This is a genomic window from Mangrovibacter phragmitis (assembly GCF_001655675.1).
In the GTDB taxonomy this organism is placed as follows: Bacteria; Pseudomonadota; Gammaproteobacteria; order Enterobacterales; family Enterobacteriaceae; genus Mangrovibacter; species Mangrovibacter phragmitis.
Window position 1 is genome coordinate 143,508 of record NZ_LYRP01000043.1, and the last position, 21,933, is coordinate 165,440.

At 50.2% G+C, this 21,933-nt stretch carries 14 protein-coding genes; 9 read left to right on the plus strand and 5 right to left on the minus strand.

Annotation, left to right across the window (positions count from 1 at the left end; genetic code table 11):
- The first annotated feature begins 2 nt into the window (after positions 1–2).
- From mukF to A9B99_RS18325, 6 genes are all read left to right on the plus strand, one after another.
- Positions 3–1,325 (plus strand): chromosome partition protein MukF, encoded by a 1,323-nt coding sequence (mukF, locus tag A9B99_RS18300; RefSeq protein ID WP_064599996.1) that lies wholly within the window; start codon positions 3–5, stop codon positions 1,323–1,325.
- Positions 1,306–2,019, plus strand: a complete 714-nt coding sequence (mukE, locus tag A9B99_RS18305; RefSeq protein WP_074388837.1) for a chromosome partition protein MukE — start codon at positions 1,306–1,308, stop codon at positions 2,017–2,019. The genes mukF and mukE overlap by 20 nt, the downstream gene beginning before the upstream one ends.
- Complete coding sequence (gene mukB / locus A9B99_RS18310) at positions 2,016–6,476, plus strand: chromosome partition protein MukB (RefSeq protein ID WP_064599998.1); 4,461 nt, start codon at positions 2,016–2,018, stop codon at positions 6,474–6,476. The genes mukE and mukB overlap by 4 nt, the downstream gene beginning before the upstream one ends.
- A gap of 255 nt (positions 6,477–6,731) precedes the next feature.
- On the plus strand, positions 6,732–8,600 hold the full coding sequence (ldtD, locus tag A9B99_RS18315; protein WP_064600000.1) for a L,D-transpeptidase: 1,869 nt from the start codon (positions 6,732–6,734) through the stop codon (positions 8,598–8,600).
- A 177-nt stretch (positions 8,601–8,777) separates the two neighbouring features.
- A complete protein-coding gene (locus A9B99_RS18320; protein ID WP_064600284.1) occupies positions 8,778–9,326 on the plus strand; it encodes a YcbK family protein in 549 nt (182 codons plus the stop codon).
- Between the two features lie 29 nt (positions 9,327–9,355).
- The gene (locus tag A9B99_RS18325) at positions 9,356–10,003 is read left to right on the plus strand and encodes an MBL fold metallo-hydrolase (protein ID WP_064600002.1); all 648 of its coding nucleotides are present in this window, start codon (positions 9,356–9,358) and stop codon (positions 10,001–10,003) included.
- Between the two features lie 90 nt (positions 10,004–10,093).
- Here A9B99_RS18325 and A9B99_RS18330 read toward each other — a convergent pair whose 3' ends face one another.
- The 4 genes from A9B99_RS18330 to pncB all read right to left on the minus strand — a co-directional run bounded on the left by A9B99_RS18330 (position 10,094) and on the right by pncB (position 15,907).
- A complete protein-coding gene (locus A9B99_RS18330; RefSeq protein ID WP_064600006.1) occupies positions 10,094–11,284 on the minus strand; it encodes an amino acid aminotransferase in 1,191 nt (396 codons plus the stop codon).
- Positions 11,285–11,470: 186 nt separating this feature from the next.
- Positions 11,471–12,580, minus strand: coding sequence for a porin (locus A9B99_RS18335; protein WP_064600008.1), 1,110 nt, complete (start codon positions 12,578–12,580; stop codon positions 11,471–11,473).
- Positions 12,581–13,127: 547 nt separating this feature from the next.
- Complete coding sequence (asnS, locus tag A9B99_RS18340) at positions 13,128–14,528, minus strand: asparagine--tRNA ligase (RefSeq protein WP_064600011.1); 1,401 nt, start codon at positions 14,526–14,528, stop codon at positions 13,128–13,130.
- Positions 14,529–14,704: 176 nt separating this feature from the next.
- Positions 14,705–15,907 (minus strand): nicotinate phosphoribosyltransferase, encoded by a 1,203-nt coding sequence (gene pncB / locus A9B99_RS18345; RefSeq protein WP_064600286.1) that lies wholly within the window; start codon positions 15,905–15,907, stop codon positions 14,705–14,707.
- A 267-nt stretch (positions 15,908–16,174) separates the two neighbouring features.
- Between pncB and pepN the strand changes: the two genes are divergently transcribed.
- The 3 genes from pepN to A9B99_RS18360 all read left to right on the plus strand — a co-directional run bounded on the left by pepN (position 16,175) and on the right by A9B99_RS18360 (position 20,819).
- The gene (gene pepN / locus A9B99_RS18350; protein ID WP_064600013.1) at positions 16,175–18,787 is read left to right on the plus strand and encodes an aminopeptidase N; all 2,613 of its coding nucleotides are present in this window, start codon (positions 16,175–16,177) and stop codon (positions 18,785–18,787) included.
- Positions 18,788–18,954: 167 nt separating this feature from the next.
- Entirely contained in the window at positions 18,955–19,965 is a 1,011-nt protein-coding gene (pyrD, locus tag A9B99_RS18355) for a quinone-dependent dihydroorotate dehydrogenase (RefSeq protein ID WP_064600015.1), read from the plus strand.
- A gap of 311 nt (positions 19,966–20,276) precedes the next feature.
- Complete coding sequence (locus tag A9B99_RS18360) at positions 20,277–20,819, plus strand: cell division protein ZapC (protein WP_064600017.1); 543 nt, start codon at positions 20,277–20,279, stop codon at positions 20,817–20,819.
- On the opposite strand, the gene A9B99_RS18365 is transcribed toward A9B99_RS18360, so the two are convergent.
- Positions 20,807–21,925, minus strand: a complete 1,119-nt coding sequence (locus A9B99_RS18365; RefSeq protein WP_064600019.1) for a YcbX family protein — start codon at positions 21,923–21,925, stop codon at positions 20,807–20,809. The two genes, A9B99_RS18360 and A9B99_RS18365, sit on opposite strands and share 13 nt — an antisense overlap.
- Positions 21,926–21,933 lie beyond the last annotated feature (8 nt).

Here is a 21,933-nt window from a genome sequence, read left to right on the forward strand (position 1 = left end):
CTATGAGTGAATTTTCCCAGACAGTACCTGAACTGGTTGCCTGGGCCAGAAAGAATGATTTTTCAATTTCACTGCCTGTCGACCGGCTGGCTTTTTTGCTGGCCATCGCCACACTCAATGGCGAGCGGCTGGAAGGGGAAATGAGTGAAGGTGAGCTGGTTGATGCATTTCGTTACGTGAGCGAAGCCTTTGAACAGGCCAGTGAAACCCTCGTCATGCGTGCAAACAATGCCATCAATGATATGGTGCGCCAGCGCTTAATCAACCGTTTTACCAGCGAGCAGGCAGAAGGCAATGCCATCTACCGTTTAACGCCCCTGGGGATAGGCATTACCGATTATTATATCCGCCAGCGTGAGTTTTCTACGTTGCGGTTGTCTATGCAATTGTCCATCGTTGCCGGGGAACTCAAACGTGCGGCCGATGCAGCAGATGAAGGTGGCGATGAATTTCACTGGCACCGTAATGTATTTGCACCACTAAAGTATTCGGTGGCGGAAATTTTCGACAGCATTGATTTAACCCAACGCATCATGGATGAGCAACAGCAACAAGTTAAAGATGATATAGCTCAGTTGCTGAATAAGGACTGGCGTGCAGCAATTTCCAGTTGTGAGCTGCTGCTCTCTGAAACGTCCGGTACGTTACGGGAATTGCAGGATACGCTGGAAGCCGCAGGCGACAAGCTACAGGCTAATCTGCTGCAAATTCAGGACGCCATTCTCGGGCAGGATGACCTGGGTTTTATCGAGCGCTTAATTTTCGATTTACAGAGCAAGCTCGACCGTATTGTCAGTTGGGGCCAACAGGCGATTGATTTATGGATAGGCTATGACCGCCATATCCATAAATTTATTCGTACAGCTATTGATATGGATAAAAACCGGGTTTTCGCCCAGCGTTTGCGCCAGTCGGTACAAAATTACTTCGATGCCCCCTGGGCGCTGACTTATGCCAACGCTGATCGTTTATTCGATATGCGTGATGAGGAGATGTCCTTAAGGGATGACGAAGTCATGGGTGAGTTACCCGTTGACCTTGAGTTCGAAGAGTTTAATGAAATACGTGAGCAACTGGCCGCGATGATTGAGCAGTCTCTGCAAGTCTACAAAACCAGAAACCTCCCACTGGATCTCGGCGTGGTGATGCGTGAATATCTGGCGCAATATCCGCGGGCGCGGCATTTCGATGTCGCCCGTATCGTGGTCGACCAGGCTGTGCGGCTGGGTATAGCAGAAGCGGATTTCACTGGGCTTCCCGCTCAGTGGCAACTTATTAATGATTACGGAGCCAGGGTACAGGCGCATGTCATCAACAAATATTGAACAAACAATGCCGGTAAAACTGGCGCAGGCGATTGCCAACCCACTGTTCCCGGCCCTTGACAGCCAATTACGCTCTGGCCGTCATATTGGTCTTGATGAACTGGATAATCACGCTTTTTTAATGGATTTTCAGGAAGAGCTTGAGTTGTTCTACATCCGTTATAACGTAGAGCTTATTCGCGCACCTGAAGGTTTCTTTTATCTCCGTCCCCGGTCAACAACCCTTATCCCACGCTCCGTACTTTCCGAGCTGGATATGATGGTAGGGAAAATCCTCTGTTACCTTTATCTGAGCCCGGAGCGTCTGGCGAATGAAGGGATTTTTACCCAACAGGAACTGTACGACGAACTACTGGCACTGGCGGATGAAAGTAAATTACTGAAGTTGGTGAACAACCGTTCTACCGGTTCCGACCTGGACCGTCAGAAGCTACAGGAAAAAGTACGCTCCTCACTCAACCGCCTGAGAAGGCTGGGAATGATTTGGTTCCTCGGCCATGACAGCAGCAAATTCCGTATATCTGAGTCTGTGTTCCGCTTTGGTGCCGATGTCCGCGCTGGCGATGATGCGCGCGAGGCACAATTGCGCATGATTCGCGACGGGGAAGCCATGCCAGTAGAGCAGAGCCTGCAGCTTAATGATGAACAGGAAGACAATAATAATCAGGATACAGCGGAGGATGAACAGGAATGATTGAACGCGGAAAATTTCGTTCGCTAACACTGATTAACTGGAATGGTTTCTTTGCCAGAACCTTTGACCTGGATGAGCTGGTTACTACGCTTTCAGGGGGCAACGGTGCCGGGAAATCAACCACGATGGCTGCTTTTGTCACGGCACTTATCCCTGACCTGACTCTGTTGCATTTTCGTAATACAACAGAAGCAGGCGCGACCTCGGGTTCGCGTGATAAAGGCCTGCACGGTAAGCTCAAAGCTGGCGTCTGCTACTCCTTTCTGGATGTTGTGAACTCACGTCATCAGCGTGTGCTGGTGGGGGTGCGCTTGCAGCAGGTTGCCGGGCGCGATCGCAAAGTTGATATCAAACCTTTTGCCATTCAGGGCCTGCCAATGGCCGTCCAGCCAACTCAACTGGTGACAGAGGCGCTCAATGCCCGCCAGGCCAGGGTGCTGACCTTACAGGAACTGAAAGAAAAAACAGAAGCCATGGAAGGGGTTCAGTTCAGGCAGTTCAGCTCCATTACCGATTACCATGCACTCATGTTTGACCTGGGGATTGTGGCGCGCCGTTTGCGCTCCGCCTCTGACCGTAGCAAATATTACCGCCTGATTGAAGCCTCACTCTACGGCGGGATCTCCAGCGCCATTACTCGTTCGTTGCGTGATTACCTGTTGCCGGAAAACAGCGGGGTACGTAAAGCATTCCAGGATATGGAAGCCGCTTTGCGTGAAAACCGTATGACGCTGGAAGCTATTCGGGTAACGCAGTCTGACCGTGACCTGTTTAAGCACTTAATTTCCGAAGCGACAGATTACGTGGCAGCGGATTATATGCGTCACGCCAATGAGCGCCGCATTCACCTTGACCAGGCTTTAGCAACGCGCCAGGAGTTATTCACCAGTCGTAAACAACTGGCAACAGAGCAGTATCGCCATGTGGAAATGGCGCGTGAACTGGCTGAGCAGGCAGGGGCTGAAGGTAATCTGGAAGCTGATTATCAGGCGGCAAGTGATCATCTGAATCTGGTGCAGACCGCTTTACGTCAGCAAGAGAAAATTGAACGCTATGAGGCGGATCTTGAAGAGCTGCAAATTCGCCTGGAAGAACAAAACGAGGTGGTGGCCGAAGCTCAGGATCAGCATGAAGAGTATGAAGCGCGTGCCGAAGCAGCAGAACTGGAAGTGGATGAACTCAAAAGCCAGTTGGCCGATTACCAGCAAGCACTTGATGTTCAGCAAACTCGCGCGCTGCAGTATCAACAGGCGCTGCAGGCTCTTAACCGTGCCCGTGAATTGTGCAACCTGCCTGATTTAACTGCCGACAGCGCGGACGAATGGCTTGATACCTTCCAGGCTAAAGAGCAGGAAGGTACTGAGACATTGCTCTCGCTGGAGCAGAAAATGCGCGTTTCGCAAACGGCGCATGCACAGTTTGAAGAGGCCTGGAAACTGGTTTGCGCCATCAGTGGGCCAGTTAGCCGCAGTGACGCCTGGCAGGTTGCCCGTGATTTATTGCGTGATGCCTCCGACCAGCGCTATCAGGCCGAGCAAGTTCCGGCACTGCGTATGCGGTTGTCTGAACTTGAACAGCGCCTGCGTGAACAGCAAGATGCTGAACGCCTGCTGGCAGAATTCAGCCGCCAGCAAGGGCGCGAAGTATTACCCGAAGAACTGGAAACCTGGCAGGAAGAGTTCGAAGCCAAAATTGCCAGTTTGTCTGAGCGTGTATCCCAGGCCAGTGAAGAGCGTTCTTCTCTGCGCCAGGAACATGAACAACTCCAGCAGAAAATTCAGTTATTGACGCAGCGGGCGCCTGTGTGGCTCGCCGCACAAAGCAGCCTGAGCCAGTTATCCGAACAAAGTGGCGAAGAATTTACTTCCGGCCAGGAAATAACCGAGTACCTTCAGCAATTGCTGGAGCGTGAGCGGGAAAATATCGTTGAGCGCGATACTGTTTCGGCCCGTAAAAAAGCAGTAGACGACGAAATCGAACGCCTGAGCCAGCCAGGTGGTGCTGAAGACGCACGGCTTAACGCCCTGGCTGAGCGGTTTGGCGGCGTATTGCTGTCTGAAATTTATGATGATGTAGGGCTGGATGATGCGCCTTACTTCTCTGCGCTTTATGGGCCTTCGCGCCATGCTATTGTGGTGCCAGAATTATCACGGGTACGCGAGTATCTGGATGGCCTTGAGGACTGCCCGGAAGATTTGTACCTGATTGAAGGCGACCCGCAGTCATTTGATGACAGTGTCTTCAGTGTTGAAGAGCTGGAAAAAGCAGTGGTGGTGAAAATCGCCGACCGCCAGTGGCGCTATTCCCGATTCCCTTCAGTGCCGTTATTTGGCCGCGCTGCGCGTGAAAGCCGCATTGAAAGCCTGCACGCAGAACGCGAAGCACTGGCAGAAAAATTTGCCACACTCTCTTTCGATGTGCAAAAAACGCAGCGCCTGCACCAGGCATTCAGCCGGTTTATTGGCCAGCATTTATCGGTTGCGTTTGACGACGACCCGGAAGCCGCTATTCGCCAGTTGAATACGCGACGTACTGAAATTGAACGTACTCTTTCACAGCATGAGAGTGATAACCAGCAACAGAAAACGCAGTACGAACAGGCGCGCGAAGGAATCGCACTGCTTAACCGGCTGTTACCCCGTGCTAACCTGTTAGGTGATGACACCCTTGCTGACCGTGTTGAAGAGATTCAGGCGCAAGTTGATGAAGCGCAGGAAGCTGCCCGTTATATACAGCAACATGGCAACCAGCTGGCTCGCCTGGAGCCGGTTGTCAGCGTACTGCAAAGTGACCCTGAGCAATTTGAGCAACTGAAGAGTGACTATGAAAACGCCAGACGCACTCAAACAGAAGCACGCCAGCAAGCCTTTGCGCTGGCAGAGGTGGTACAACGCCGGGCGCACTTTAGTTACTCTGATGCTGTTGAAATCCTCAGTGGTAATTCCGACTTAAATGAAAAATTGCGCCAGCGTCTTGAGCAGGCGGAAACTGAACGCAGCCGTAGCCGTGAAGCATTACGCAGCCATGGCGCGCAGCTTAATCAGTATCATCAGGTTCTGGCTTCGCTGAAAAGTTCGTGGGAAACCAAAAACGAACTGCTGAGTGATTTGCATAAGGAGTTGCAGGATATCGGTGTCCGGGCTGATGCTGGCGCAGAGGAGCGTGCCCGTACTCGCCGTGATGAATTGCATAACCAGTTGTCTGGCAACCGTTCACGCCGTAACCAGTTGGAAAAACAACTGACGTTCTGTGAAGCTGAAATGGATAACCTGACCAGGGCGTTACGCCGCCTGGAGCGTAGTTACCATGAAATTCGTGAACAGGTCGTGACCGCGAAAGCGGGTTGGTGCGCGGTAATGCGCCTGGTGAAAGAAAACGGTGTTGAACGCCGGTTACATCGCCGTGAACTTGCTTATTTGAGTGGCGATGATTTGCGTTCCATGTCGGATAAAGCGCTGGGGGCATTGCGCCAGGCGGTTGCCGATAATGAACATCTGCGTGATGTGTTGCGTTTGTCAGAAGATCCGAAGCGCCCGGAGCGCAAAATCCAGTTCTTTGTGGCGGTTTATCAGCATCTGCGTGAGCGTATCCGCCAGGATATTATTCGTACAGATGACCCGGTTGAAGCCATTGAACAAATGGAGATTGAGCTAAGCAGGCTGACAGAGGAACTGACCTCCCGTGAGCAGAAACTGGCAATCAGTTCCCGTAGTGTGGCGAACATTATTCGCAAGACGATTCAGCGTGAACAGAACCGTATTCGTATGCTTAACCAGGGCCTCCAGAGTGTTTCCTTCGGGCAGGTTAACAGTGTGCGGCTGAATGTGAATATCCGTGAAGCACATGCCACACTGCTGGATGTTCTTTCCGAGCAGCATGAGCAACACCAGGATCTGTTTAACAGCCAGCGCCTGACTTTCTCTGAAGCACTGGCAAAACTCTATCAGCGCCTTAACCCACAGATAGACATGGGGCAACGTACACCGCAAACCATTGGTGAAGAGTTGCTGGATTACCGCAACTATCTGGATATGGAAGTGGAAGTTAACCGTGGCTCTGACGGTTGGCTGCGGGCGGAAAGCGGTGCGTTGTCAACGGGTGAAGCAATTGGTACCGGGATGTCCATCCTCGTGATGGTGGTTCAGAGCTGGGAAGATGAATCACGTCGCCTGCGTGGGAAAGATATTTCACCTTGCCGGTTGTTGTTCCTTGATGAAGCAGCACGTCTGGATGCGAAGTCGATTGCGACACTGTTTGAGTTGTGCGAACGCCTTGAAATGCAGTTGATTATTGCTGCGCCGGAAAATATCAGCCCGGAAAAAGGCACCACTTATAAACTGATGCGTAAAGTGACTGCTCAGGGCGAACATGTACATGTTGTTGGGTTGCGTGGTTTTGCTCCACCATTACCGGAAACAAGCCAGGATGCAGCCCCGGCAGCATCCGATGCCTCCTGATTAAACAACCAAACAAAAAAACGGGCAGTGGCCCGTTTTTTGTTTTACATACAGGATGTTACTCAGGATTTTTGCCGTCTGATATATTTTTGATTTATCTTCATGCATTAATAAAACGCCGCCATTTGGGGTGTATTTAACTATCTTTACAAATCAGCGCGACAAGCCGCCAGTCTCTTTATATACTTGGGGCAAGTATCACCAGGAGTTGTTAATTGATTTACCTGATGAAATAGCATTAAAGGGGGCAGGGACGTGCAAAGTAAGACGAAGCAAATCTTTCGTTTGTCAGTATTAAGTGCAAGTTTTTTTGTGGGGCTGACAACGAGCGCGCAGTTATGGGCCGATGAACCGGCCATCATCCCCGATGATGCCAATGCGGTGGAAGTACCTCAGGTTGTAGGTGATGATGCTTCCGCTACTGATACGCAGGCGGTGTCTGTGTCTCCAGAATCAGTTACTCAGGCTAAATCAGCATTGAAACAACTGGCTGACGGGTTCTCACCCGCATATCCTGAACAACTGGCTCGTTTATATGCCTTGCACCAAATGCAGCCCGTGTGGAATAACCGTGACGCAGTGAAAGCCTTTCAGCAGCAACTGGCTGAAGTGGCAATGGCGGGGATCCAGCCACAGTTTACCCAGTGGGTGGAGCGGCTGACCGACCCTGCTGTTACTGGAATGGCGAGAGATATCGTATTATCTGATGCCATGTTTGGTTACCTGCAATACGTTACTGGTGTGCCCAAAAACGGTAACGTGTGGTTATACAGTTCAAAACCGTACAAACTGGCGCCACCACCTGCAGCCGCTATAGCAAAATGGCAGAACGCGCTGCGTAATGGTGCTTTTGCTGAATTCATTGATTCCCTTGCTCCGCAGCACCCACAATATGCTGTTATGCATAAATCACTCCTGAAACTGTTGTCTTATTCAGCAACTGACTGGCCTCAGTTGACCGCCAGGAAAACATTGCGTCCGGGTGACCGTAGCCCGGATGTTGTGGTTTTGCGCCAGATTATCAGTGATGTAGACCGGGTTTATAGCGGGGCGGGTATTGTTGCGCCATTAGCATCGACGCCCGCAGCTGCTGTCGTTACAGCCAGTGATGTAGTTAGCCCGTCGGCGGCTCCTGTTGGTTCGGCTACTGCTTCCCCCAGTTCCCCTGAAGCAACAAGTGGTGAAGCAAGTGAAGCCGTTGACGCATCCTCAAGTGATATTTACGACAAAACTCTGGTTGCCCAGGTTGAGCGTTTCCAAAAGTGGCAGGGGCTGGCAGATGACGGTGTGGTTGGTCCTGCGACGCGTAACTGGTTGAACGTCTCGCCAGCTCAGCGAGCAGCATTACTGGCTCTGAATATCCAACGTTTGCGTTTGTTGCCAGATAAAATGGAAACCGCCATTATGGTGAACATTCCTAACTTCTCGCTGATTTACTATTCTGATGGCAGCGAAGTACTGGCATCACGGGTTATCGTGGGGCGGCCAGACAGGAAAACACCGTTAATGAGCAGTGCGCTGAATAACGTGGTACTGAACCCACCGTGGAATGTGCCCGGTACGCTGGCACGTAAAGATATTCTGCCGAAAGTCTGGAATGATCCTGGTTACCTTGATCGTCATGGTTACACTGTGCTCAGTGGCTGGAGCCGCGATGCAGAGGTGATTAATCCGTTCATGGTTGACTGGGCGACAATTACCCCATCTAATCTGCCATTTCGTTTTCAGCAGAAACCCGGTGCGCACAACTCCCTGGGGCTGTATAAATTTAATATGCCGAGCACCGACGCCATTTATTTGCATGACACGCCAAATCACAATCTCTTCAACAGAGATGTGCGTGCGTTGAGCTCTGGGTGCGTGCGTGTGAATAAAGCCTCTGAACTGGCAAATATGTTACTGCAGGATGCAGGCTGGAACGACGCGCGTATATCCCAAACGTTAAAAGTAGGGGACACGAGGTATGTGCCTGTTCGGCATAAAATTCCGGTGCGGTTATATTATCTGACCGCTTTTGTTGGTGCTGATGGCCATACACAATATCGAACAGATATTTACAATTATGACAACACTGCTGTTTTGGGGGCGAAAATTTTGCCAAAAGCGGAGCAGTTGATCCGCTAATTACCAGGTAAATAAGCAGTTTCTGGTTGTATGAAATGTAATGAAGCGTAAAAACGGCCTGTTTTTGCGCTTATTCCTTCGTTTACCCCGTATTGACTGTGCGTTATAGGCCAGTTAAGGTGCCTCAGTGCGCCTGAAATGGCTTTTTCTTATATTTTTTACTCAGAATACGACCAGATGAATAAATTAGATTATAACCGCCGCCGCTTACTGACGCTGGGCGGGATAGCGCTGGGTGCGGCCGTATTACCAGGCCAGGCATTTGCAACTTTATCCACTCCCCGCCCCCGTATCCTGATGTTAAATAATTTAAATACTGGTGAATCCATTAAGGCTGAATTTTTTGATGGTTCCCATTATATAAAAGATGAACTTTCCCGCCTGAACCATTTTTTCCGTGATTACCGGGCAAACCGCGTTCGCAATATTGACCCTAAACTTTTCGACCAGCTGTATCGTTTGCAAGGTTTACTGGGCACACGTAAGCCTGTGCAGCTTATTTCTGGCTACCGTAGCCTTGATACCAATAATGAATTACGGGCTCACAGCAAAGGCGTGGCTAAACAAAGCTATCACACCAAAGGCCAGGCAATGGATTTCCATATTGAAGGTCTCTCTCTGAGCAATGTGCGCAAAGCAGCCTTGTCGATGCGGGCAGGTGGTGTAGGATATTATCCTCGTAGCAACTTTGTTCATATTGATACAGGGCCGGTCAGGCACTGGTAAAAATCCGGCTCAGCCGGATGTGGAGAATTATGAATTATCACATTATTCCGGTGACCGCATTTGCGCAGAACTGTTCGTTAATTTGGTGTGAAGAAACCCACGAAGCCGCACTGGTTGATCCGGGGGGAGATGCGCAAGTCATTATTGATAATGTCACTCGTCAGGGTGTGAGTGTAACGAAAATATTGCTGACTCACGGCCACCTTGACCACGTTGGCGCAGCTGCTGAACTGGCGGCACATTACAATGTGCCAGTGATTGGGCCGCAGCAGGAAGATACATTCTGGCTTGAAGGGTTGCCAGCACAAAGCCGTATGTTTGGTCTGGAAGATTGCCAGCCATTAACGCCGGATCAGTGGCTTGAGGAAGGCGAAACTGTCACTGTCGGGCAAATGCATCTGTCGGTCCTGCATTGTCCCGGACACACGCCAGGGCATGTGGTGTTTTATGACAAGCTCAGTGCTTTGCTGATTTCCGGCGATGTGTTGTTTAAAGGCGGGGTAGGGCGTAGTGATTTTCCCCGTGGTGACCACAGCCAGCTCATTGCCTCAATAAAGAATAAATTATTGCCCCTGGGCGATGATGTCACTTTTATTCCCGGCCATGGTCCTCTTTCAACACTGGGTTATGAACGCCTGCACAACCCATTCCTGCAGGATGAACAGCCTGTCTGGTAAGTCATCTGCAGAGATAAAAATACCCGCTCTGACTGGCGGGTATTTTTGTTCTGAACGCTGTAATAACGGCAGGTGCCGTTTGTTCAGGTGTTAAAGCACGGCAACGATAGCTTCACACAAGGGAGCCATATTATCGGGTGTCATGCCTGCAACATTGATACGCCCTGAAGCCACAGCGTATACCCCAAACTCATCACGCAGCCTCAGCACCTGCTCTTTGCTCAGGCCACTGAATGAGAACATACCGTTTTGCTGAATGATAAAGCTGAAATCCACCGTCGCACCTTTTTCCTGTAGCGTATTCACAAATAACTGCCGCATACGCTGAATGCGCTGGCGCATATCGGTCAGCTCTTGTTCCCACAGGGTACGCAGTGCTTCATTGCTCAGGATAGTGGCAACAACCGATGCACCATGAGCTGGCGGGTTGGAATAGTTGGCACGGATGCAAATTTTCATCTGGCTGAAAGCCCGGTCCGCATTCTCGCTATCTGCCGCAACCAGTGTACAGGCACCGACGCGTTCATTGTACAGGCCAAAGTTTTTGGAGTAAGAACTGGCGACAATCAGTTCTTTGTGTTGAGCGGCGAAGAGGCGCAGGCCCTGTGCATCTTCTTCCAGGCCACGGGCAAAACCCTGGTATGCGAAGTCAAACAGAGGCAGCCAGCCTTTTTGAACCGACAGTTTTGCCAGTTCAGCCCACTGCTCTTCTGTCGGGTCAATCCCCGTCGGGTTGTGGCAGCAACCATGGAACAGTACTACATCGCCAGCCTGAGCTTGCTGCAGGCTGGCAACCATGCCATCAAAATCCAGGCTATGGCTTGCTGCGTCGTAATACTGGTACTCACGCACTTCCAGACCGGCGGCGCTAAAGACACTCTTATGGTTAGGCCAGCTCGGGTTGCTTACCCAAATGCGTGGCGCAGTCGTGTTTTTGGCGATAAAGTCAGCAGCAACGCGCAGGGCCCCTGTTCCACCTGGTGTTTGGGCTGTACGGGCGCGTTTATCGGTAACGATGGCGTTTCCCTGGCCAAACAATAACTCCTGGGTACAGCGGCCAAATTCCGGAATACCGTCAATGCCGAGGTAGTTCTTGGTGCTTTCATTTTCCAGCAAATAATGTTCTGCTTTCTTAACACTGGTCAGAACAGGGGTTTTACCGGTTTCATCTTTATAAACACCAATACCAAGGTTAATTTTCCCCGGGCGTTCATCAGCACGAAACAAATCGGCCAAACCCAGGATAGGATCAGCAGGCGCGGCAGTTATGTTCTCAAACATGACATTTTTCCATTGTGGTAACAGAAGGGAGCTTCGCTATCAGGGTAACGGGAGTTGAGGTAATTGCCAACCGTTTGGCTTAAAAAGAGTGACCAGAGGCGAAAGTCAGGCTGTTATGCCGGGCGGAATAAAAAAAACAGGGCCAAAGCCCTGTTTTTATCTCCATAACAACTATGTTGCCTGGAATTAGAACTGGTAAGCAACACCAATGTTCAGACCGTTGTCAGTACCAACCCAGCTGCCGTATTTGCGAGTAAAGTCGTTAGCATTCAACAGGTTGAAACGGTAATCACCGTATACGTTGAAGTTTTTATTGAAGTAGTAAGTAGCACCTGCTTCAATGTATTTAGCTACATCGTAGTCACCGGTTACACCATTAACAACCAGGTCTTTACCCTTGCTCTGTACATAAGAAATGGACGGACGCAGGCCAAAGTCAAACTGGTACTGAGCAATGGCTTCAAAGTTCTGCGTTTTGTTCAGGAAGGTTGGTGCCTCAGCGCTATTGGTCACGTAAGAGGTATTACGGGTTTCTGAATAAACAGTTGCCAGGTAGATATTGTTGGCATCATATTTCAGACCAGTTGCCCAGGATTCAGCTTTTTTGCCGTCGCCATTACCTTCAGCACTTACAGCACGTTGGTCAGCCAGACGGTGTGAATTGCTGTATGCTGCAATTACGCCAAAGCCGTTGAAGTCATAGCCCAGAGAAGTACCGAAACCGTCGCCATTAGAGTCTTTGGCTGCGTCAGTATCATTTTTGCCCTGGTATTGCAGAGCGAAGTGCAGGCCATCAACCAGACCGAAGAAATCGCTGTTACGGTAGGTGAGCATGCCAGCACCACGGCTGGTCATGTAGCTTTCAGTGTTACCACCACCCCAGGTTTCGCCAGACATGGACGGAGCCATATCGGTGTAGGATTCAACGTCGTAAACCACACCGTAGTTGCGACCATAGTCCAGAGAACCATAATCACTGACTTTCAGACCAGCAAACGCCAGACGAGTTTTATTAGCCTGGCTGCCTTCAGGTGCGTTACCATAGGCACGGTATTCCCACTGGCCGTAACCGGTCAGCATGCTGTTGATCTGAGTTTCACCTTTAAAACCGATCTGAGCATAGCTGCCATCTTTGCTGTTGGAGGTGTCACCAGAGGTGATCATGTCACGTTCACCAACAACTTTACCGTACAGATCCAGTTTATTGCCGTCTTTGTTGTAGATTTCAGCTGCGTTTGCAGCACCTGCTACGAGCAGAGCCGGGATTACCACTGCCAGAATATTGCGCTTCATCATTATTTATTACCCTCATTGGTTTTTTTGTAACACCTGTCACCTTCGCCAATAAACTCTGTAAAAAATTTACGGAACTTATGCCATCAGTGTGGTGTCTTTCTGTGTCTGAGAGGCATCTTTCCATCCATGTAACCGTTTCGCCAGCCTGAAAGTGCTACAAATGTCGCAATACCGTTTCAGGAAGAAAAAATGTGTAACAATTTATGTATTTTGGGGAACTTTGTGAAGTGCTTCAAATTTCGCAACTATCTGGCTTAAGAGAAGGCAATAACCAACTTATATATATGAATTTCTTATGCATTATATCCGGCAGATATTTTTGTGGGCGAAAAACAAACAATCGTGATGTGGGCTGGTGGTTGAGATGCTGAGGGGTTTACATTGCACAAATTTTGTGCGCAATGAAACAATTTAGTTACCGGTTACACGGTTGCTCTGGTACTTACAGTCGGTTTCATTGCGGGTTTTTTAACAGTCAGTGCGAAAAAAAGACCGCAACTTGTGCGGTCTTTGTAGAAATATAACGAAGATTTTCGCCAACCGGGTATCAGAAACTTGCGTTACGCGGTGTCCGTGGGAATGGAATTACATCGCGCACGTTCTGCACGCCGGTTACATAGGCTATCAGGCGCTCAAAGCCCAGCCCGAAACCAGAGTGTGGTACGGTGCCGTAACGGCGCAGGTCGCGGTACCACCAGTAGTCTTCTTTATTCAGGCCCATTTCAGCCATGCGGGCATCCAGTACATCCAGGCGCTCTTCACGCTGGGAACCACCAATAATTTCACCAATGCCCGGTGCCAGTACATCCATGGCTGCCACTGTTTTACCGTCTGCATTCAGGCGCATATAGAACGCCTTGATATCTTTCGGGTAGTTTTTCACCACCACCGGCGCTTTGAAATGTTGCTCGGCAAGGTAACGTTCATGTTCAGACGCCAGGTCAACGCCCCAGTAAACCGGGTTTTCAAAGGGGTGGCCGCATGTTTCGAGGATAGCGACGGCATCGGTGTAATCAACCTGAGCAAAATCAGCTGCAACAAAGCGTTTCAGGCGTTCCACTGCATCACTGTCTACACGTTGTGCGAAGAACTCCATATCATCCATACGCTCTTCAAGCACTGCATTGAAGACATATTTCAGCATGGCTTCAGCCAGCCCGGCGACATCATCAAGACTGGCGAACGCCACTTCAGGTTCCAGCATCCAGAACTCTGCCAGGTGGCGACTGGTGTTGGAGTTTTCGGCACGGAAAGTCGGGCCAAAGGTATACACTTTTGATAACGCGCAGGCGTAAGTTTCCGCATTAAGCTGCCCTGAAACAGTCAGGAAGGCTTCTTTGCCGAAAAAGTCCTGGTCGAAATCAACATGGCCTTTATCGTCGCGCGGCAGGTTTTCCATATCCAGGGTGGATACCCGGAACATTTCACCCGCACCTTCAGTATCTGATGCCGTAATCAGCGGCGTGGATACCCAGAAAAAGCCCTGCTCATGGAAGAAACGGTGCAATGCCTGAGCCAGAGTATGGCGAACACGGGCAACGGCACCAATCAGGTTGGTACGCGGGCGCAGGTGGGCAACTTCACGCAGGTACTCAATAGAGTGGCGTTTGGCAGCCATTGGGTAGGTATCCGGGTCGTCAACCCAGCCGGTGACTTCCACACGGGAAGCCTGCAGTTCTACCGACTGGCCCTGCCCGGCGGAAGCAACCACTTTCCCGGTAACAACAACAGAACAACCAGTCGTCAGGCGCAGTACTTCGTCATTGTAATTGGACAGAGAATTATTAATGACGGCCTGTACCGGATCAAAGCAGGAGCCGTCATAAACGGCGAGGAAGGAAAAGCCAGCTTTTGAATCTCTTCGGGTACGTACCCAACCACGTACGGTGACTTCGCTGTCAACGTTTACGCGGCCCTGGAGTACGTCAGCTACAGGCACAACGCTCATAGTGTTCTCTCTGGTTAGTTATCAATAACGGTTAAATTGCATCCCGCAAAGGGGATATCTATGTTACCTGGCGGACGCCAGCAAACAAGCAGAATTAGAAGGTGTGAAGCAATAAAATTGCCCTGTTGAGTAAAAAGGCACCAAAAGGTGCCTTTCAGACTGTGGAAATCGACTGCTTAGCTGGCTTTTTTCACCTGTGGCAGGTCAAACGCTTTACGCAGGGCACTGACAAATGCTTTGTCATGGCAAATCGTTTTTCCCGGGCTGTCCGATAACTTCGCCACTGGCTTGCCATTACATTCCACCAACTTAATGACGATATTCAGTGGTTTTACACCTGGAATATCGCAGGTCAGGCGTGTGCCAATACCAAAACCGAGTTTCACGCGCGCCATAAAGTGGCGGTACAGCTCAACGGCCCTGTTTAAATCAAGGTTATCAGAGAAAATCAGTGTTTTGGTCAGTGGGTCAATCCCCATACTCTCATAATGAGCGATGGCTTTTTCCCCCCATTCAACCGGGTCCCCTGAATCATGGCGCAGACCCTGGTAACGCTCTGCAAACTCCGGCCCAAAATCACGCAGAAAAGCGTCCATGGTAATGCAATCCGTCAGGGCGATACCTAACTGATCCGGGTACTCTTCCAGCCAGGCTTCCAGTGCGGCTTTTTGGCTACTGGCGAGTTCCGGGCTGATTTGTTGATGCGCCTGGAACCATTCGTGTGCCTGAGTGCCCATAGGTGTCAGCGTGAGCCTGCGGGCAAGATCGTAATTACTGGTACCAATAAACCAGGGTTCATGGCTTAACCGTTCAACAATACTTTGCTGTGTCAGGCGAGAAAAACGGCGCCGGGTGCCGAAATCCATCAGCTTAAAGCCAGACATATCAAGCGAGGCGGTAAGCGCGTTGAATTCCGCCAGTTTCTGTTCAAGATGCTCAAGTGCCAGCGACTGAGGGACGTCTGGTGTGCGGAAGCGGTGGACTACCTCACTGATTACTGCCAGTAGCGGGACTTCCCACATGATGACTTCACGCCAGGGCCCACGTAAGCGGATATCCAGCTTACCGTTGTTGTTGCTGATGAGAACTTGCCGCGCGTCGTAACGGAAAGTACGTAGCCAGGACAGGTAATCATCTTTAAAAAAAGGCAAACTTGCCAGCCAGTGGTATTCATCATTGGTTAGCGCGAGGTCCTGCATTGACTCGACTTGTTCGCGAATCGCATCGGCATAAATCCCAAGCAGGTCATCACCGCGGCAACGAAACTCCGCAGCAACATCGACATCATAGTAATGATGAAATACTGCCTGCTGCATATGAAGCTTGTAGGCGTCAGTATCCAGCAGAGAGTGCAAAATTGGGGAAGCGAAATGTGTCATGGTGCGTTTCAGCATCCTCTCACAGGAGCGTTTCCATTAATGGCTAACAGCAGCTAAAGATGCAGGAGTATACCTGGATTATCCGTTTATTAAAGCTGGATCACACCACAACTCGTAATTCTGGTCGAGCGCATTTTGTGCCTCATGTTATGAGGTTGTATATTTTCAAGTCTTAAATGCTGAAAAGCTGACGATTCTGCATGGAAACAACTCTGCAACAGGAATAGACTGAACAATCATAACTGCAGACTGCCTTAAAGGTGTTTTATGACACAACAGCCACAAGCCAAATACCGCCATGATTATCGTGCGCCGGACTATACCATTACTGACATTGAGTTAACGTTTGAATTAGATGCCGGGCAAACCCGGGTTACGGCGGTCAGCCAGGTACAACGGCAGGGGGAAGAAGGGGCGGTGTTACGCCTTGATGGTGAGGATTTGACTCTGGTTTCGCTGGATATTGATGGGCAGCCGTGGCCGGATTACCAACTGGAAAGCGGGGCTCTGGTTGTGAGTAATCTGCCTGCCCGGTTTACCCTGACCATTGTCAATGATATTCACCCGGCACAAAATACCGCGCTGGAAGGGTTGTACCAATCTGGTGAGGCGTTGTGCACACAGTGTGAAGCTGAAGGTTTTCGCCACATTACCTGGTATCTCGACAGGCCGGATGTTCTGGCACGTTTCAGTACCAAAATTATTGCCGACAAACAAAGTTATCCTTTCATGCTGTCCAATGGTAATCGAATGGGGCAGGGGGAGCTGGAAGGCGGGCGTCACTGGGTACAATGGCAGGATCCATTCCCGAAACCTTGCTACCTGTTTGCACTGGTCGCCGGCGATTTTGATGTCCTGCGCGACACCTTTAAAACCCGCTCCGGGCGTGATGTAGCGCTTGAATTATATGTAGACCGCGGCAATCTTGATCGTGCCGACTGGGCCATGGAATCGCTTAAAAATAGCATGAAGTGGGACGAGCAGCGTTTTGGTCTGGAATACGATCTCGATATCTATATGATTGTGGCCGTTGACTTCTTCAATATGGGTGCGATGGAGAATAAAGGCCTGAACATCTTTAACTCCAAATATGTTCTGGCTCGCGCAGAAACGGCGACCGATAAAGACTATTTGAACATTGAGCGCGTTATCGGCCATGAGTATTTCCACAACTGGACAGGTAACCGCGTGACTTGCCGCGACTGGTTCCAGTTAAGCCTCAAAGAAGGGCTCACTGTATTCCGTGATCAGGAGTTCAGTTCTGACCTGGGTTCCCGCGCAGTTAACCGTATCAGTAATGTGCGCACTATGCGGGCTATGCAATTTGCGGAAGACGCCAGCCCCATGTCGCACCCCATTCGCCCGGACAAAGTTATTGAAATGAATAACTTCTATACACTGACTGTGTATGAAAAAGGGGCGGAAGTTATCCGTATGATGCATACCCTTCTGGGCGAAGCCGCTTTCCAGAAAGGAATGCAACTTTATTTTGAGCGCCATGATGGCAGTGCGGCAACCTGTGACGACTTTGTTCAGGCGATGGAAGATGCCTCCAATGTCGATTTATCACATTTCCGCCGCTGGTACTGCCAGTCTGGCACACCGGTTCTGAGTGTGCAGGATGATTACGACCCGGCAACGGAGCGTTATACACTCACCATCAGCCAGCAAACTCCGCCAACAGCCGAGCAGGCAGAAAAACTACCGTTACATATCCCGTTTGATATCGAACTGTATGACAACGAAGGCAAAGTGATCCCGCTGCAATACCAGGGTCATCCGATTCATCATGTACTAAATGTGACCCAGGAAAAGCAGACATTCGTATTTGATAATGTCTGGTTCCAGCCTGTTCCTTCTTTGTTGCGCGAATTCTCTGCACCGGTAAAACTGGAATATAAATGGAGCGACCAGCAACTGACCTTCCTGATGCGCCATGCCCGCAATGATTTCTCGCGCTGGGATGCAGCTCAAAGTTTGCTGTCTACTTATATTAAACTCAACGTGGCGCGCCAGCAGGCCGCGCAGCCGCTGTCACTGCCATTGCATGTGGTGGATGCTTTCCGGGCAGTTTTACTTGATGAATCCATTGACCCGGCTCTGGCGGCTGAAATTCTGACACTGCCTTCGCAAAATGAAATTGCCGAACTGTTCCCGGTCATTGACCCCGGCGCCATCGCGGCGGTGCATGAGGCATTAACCCGTGCACTGGCGGTGGAACTGGCTGATGAGTGCCTGGCTGTGTATCACGCGATGAAAGTTGATACTTACCGTATCGATCATAGTGATATTGGCAAACGTGCCTTGCGTAATACTTGCCTGCATTTCCTGGCGTTCGGCGATCCTGACTTTGCCGATAAGCTGGTGAGCGCACAGTATCACCAGGCCGATAATATGACCGATGCGTTAGCGGCACTGTCTGCCGCAGTCAGCGCGCAACTACCTTGCCATGCATCACTCATGGCTGAGTATGATGAAAAATGGCACCAGGATGGCCTGGTCATGGATAAATGGTTCATTCTGCAGGCGACCAGCCCGGCAGATAACGTGCTGGAAAAAGTCCGTGGGTTATTGCGCCACCGCTCGTTCAGCATGAGTAACCCGAACCGTATCCGTTCGTTGATTGGTGCATTCACCAGCGCAAACCCGGCGGCTTTCCATGCAGCTGATGGCAGTGGCTATGCGTTCCTGACAGAAATGCTTACGGAACTGAACAGCCGCAACCCACAAGTTGCTTCACGCCTGATTGAGCCGTTGATTCGCCTGAAACGCTATGATGCGTCTCGCCAGGCATTGATGCGTCAGGCACTCGAAACACTGAAAGGGCTGGATAACCTTTCAGGCGATCTATTCGAGAAAATCACTAAAGCACTCGGGTGATTAACCGAACAGGCCTGTCGTAAGGCGGGCCTGTTTGGTCACAAGAGGCCCCGGGCGAGTGAAACGTTTGCTTGTCCGGCTATTTTTTGTTGCAAGTCAATTCCCTTTCCTGTGCAGATGAATAATAATACTGCCCCGGTTTGCACACCGGGAATCCAGGAGAGTTCATGTACTACCCCTTCGTTCGAAAAGCCCTGTTTCAGCTCGACCCTGAGCGCGCGCACGAATTTACCTTCCAGCAATTACGCCGGGTAACAGGTACACCGCTGGAGTGGCTGGTTCGTCAGTCTGTCCCGGCAAAACCCGTGACCTGCATGGGGCTGACATTTAAAAACCCACTTGGTCTGGCTGCCGGGCTGGATAAGAATGGCGAATGCATTGACGCACTGGGCGCAATGGGGTTCGGCGCAATTGAAATTGGTACAGTTACACCGCGAGCACAACCGGGAAACGACAAACCACGCCTTTTCCGCCTGGTCACTGCAGAAGGTTTAATCAACCGCATGGGTTTCAATAACCTGGGGGTTGATAACCTTGTCGAAAATGTCAAAAAGGCGCATTTCGATGGCGTACTTGGGATCAATATTGGCAAAAATAAAGACACCCCGGTTGAGAATGGCAAAGATGACTACCTGATCTGTATGGATAAGATTTATCCTTATGCCGGGTATATCGCGGTCAATATCTCATCACCTAACACGCCAGGTTTGCGGTCATTGCAATACGGTGAAGCTCTTGATGATCTGTTGTCTGCGATAAAAAATAAACAGCAACAATTAGCCGATATTCATCATAAATATGTGCCTGTGGCTGTGAAGATCGCCCCGGATCTTTCCGAAGAAGAATTGATCCAGGTTGCAGACAGTTTACTGCGCCATAATATCGATGGCGTCATTGCCACCAATACCACACTGAGCCGTGAATTAGTGCAGGGCATGCCGAATTGTGATGAAACCGGTGGGTTGAGTGGGCGTCCGTTACAACTAAAAAGCACTGAAATAATCCGTAGCCTGTCTGCCGAGCTAAAAGGTCAGATACCTATTATCGGTGTCGGCGGGATTGATTCTGTCATTGCTGCCCGCGAGAAAATGGCCGCAGGCGCGTCTTTGATTCAAATATATTCCGGGTTTATTTTTAAAGGCCCGCATCTGATTAAAGATATCGTTACTCATATTTGATATCAGCCAATTAAGACAACCAGGGCTTTATTTTTAGCTCTGGTTGTTTTATATTCCTTTTTTGTTGCTTATTTGTGCTTTATGGTCTTTCCTCTAAGTGGTGATATTTAATCGAAGGACCAGTAAGCGATTCCCTTAAATAATCCGGGCGGCAGGTAGTAGTTGTGTCATCTAATCTGCAAAGATTGGTAAAGTTAAACGCCAGCTGCCTGAAGTATGAAGAGGGATTTTTGATTTCGATGTATAAGAAATTGTCTAAGAAATCGTATAAAAGATTGTGTTAATAATTGTGTGAATAACGGGGTCGATAAATGAATATAAAACCCAATGATGCCTGGCAATGGTATTACGATGAAGACCATGACCGCATGATGCTCGACCTGGCGAATGGTATGGTTTTCCGCTCCCGTTTTCCACGCAAAATGTTGACGCCTGATGCCTTTGAAACCAATGGTTTTTGTGTCGATGATGCAGCACTCTGGTTTTCATTTGAAGAAAGTTGCCGCTGCTTTGATTTAAGCGCAGAACAACAGGCTGAACTGGTGCTCAATGCATTAGTTGCAATCCGTTACCTTAAACCTCAAATGCCAAAAAGCTGGCACTTTGTCGCTCATGCCGAAGAGTGGCAGCCTGCATTAGCCTCTCCCGCCAGTGTCTGGCTTAGTGATGACCAGCAATGTGTGCGCCTGCTGGTCGTCGAACCCGGTGAAAACGCAGCATTATGCCTGTTGGCACAACCCGTATTGACCCTGGCAGGGCGGACTATGCAATTAGGGGATGCCATTAAAATAATGAATGACCGTTTACGGCCATTCACTGATGAGAACCCACAACGCCTTGATCAGGCGGTTTGATTTTCAGCCACTTTTATATCTCCGCAGGGCACACAGCTACAGGCAAGAATCGTGTCACCGCTGATGGCGCTTTTTTTCAACGGGGTGACTTGCCCTTCCACCAATCGTACCCGGCAGCATCCGCAAACCCCTGCACGGCATGAATAAGGTACCTTTATTCCCTGTTGCTCCAGTTGCTCCAGCAATATTTGCTGGTTATCGCCACGGAATACGGTGCCTTGCCAGTCAATACTCACCCCCGCCTCCTGTGCCGTCACTTCAACGTTTTCATCTCCGGTGTCCCCGGCGATATAAACTTTTGCCGGTTTGGTTGCCAGAATGTGTACTTCATCGCCCTGGCGAATGATACCGCTGGTACGGGCAACCAGGTTCTGGCCGAAATCAACATCGCCATTGTCCTGAGCTGTACGAAAACTTTGCAAGGTTTTAAGCGGTTCGCCAGAAGGGTGTTTACGCCCTCTCTCGGGGCTGACTGTGGTCAGAATACAGCGGCTGCAAGGTTTAACGACATCAAATACGACACTGCCAATACGAACAACCTGCCAGGTATCTTCATCCCAGGCCTCAGCCCCGGAAACCACCAGGTTAGGGCGAAACTGGTTCATACTGACACTTGCCGGGCAACGTTTCTGCAAGTCGCGCAATGAACTTTCGCTGGTCAGCAGGAAAGGATAGCCATCAGCAAATCCCAGTGGAACATCATCCCGCTTCTTAACCCGACGAGTCAGTGTTGGCCCGACCCAGCGCAACTCCACCGGGTGAGGGAAAAAGGAGCTTAACCAGCGGTTGACGTCATCAGGTGCAATCAGTGCGGTAAAATGATTTCCCCAGACTTCTGTAGGGGCTGGCGTGGGCTGAAAATCGCCAAACAGGACAGTGGCACTGGTGCCATCAGGTGCCTGAAGAAACAGGCCATTATTCAGAAGCCCCGGTGTAAACAGCACCATTTCCGGGTACTGGCGTGCCGTGACAAAGGTACCGTCAGTTCTCGTAATCATGAAGATGCGGTCAAATGCTGGTCCCTGAATATCGACCTGGCTGTGTGATACTTGTATCCCCCGCATCGACTTGACTGGGTGGATAAACAAACGAGATAAGGTAACCACATTGTCTC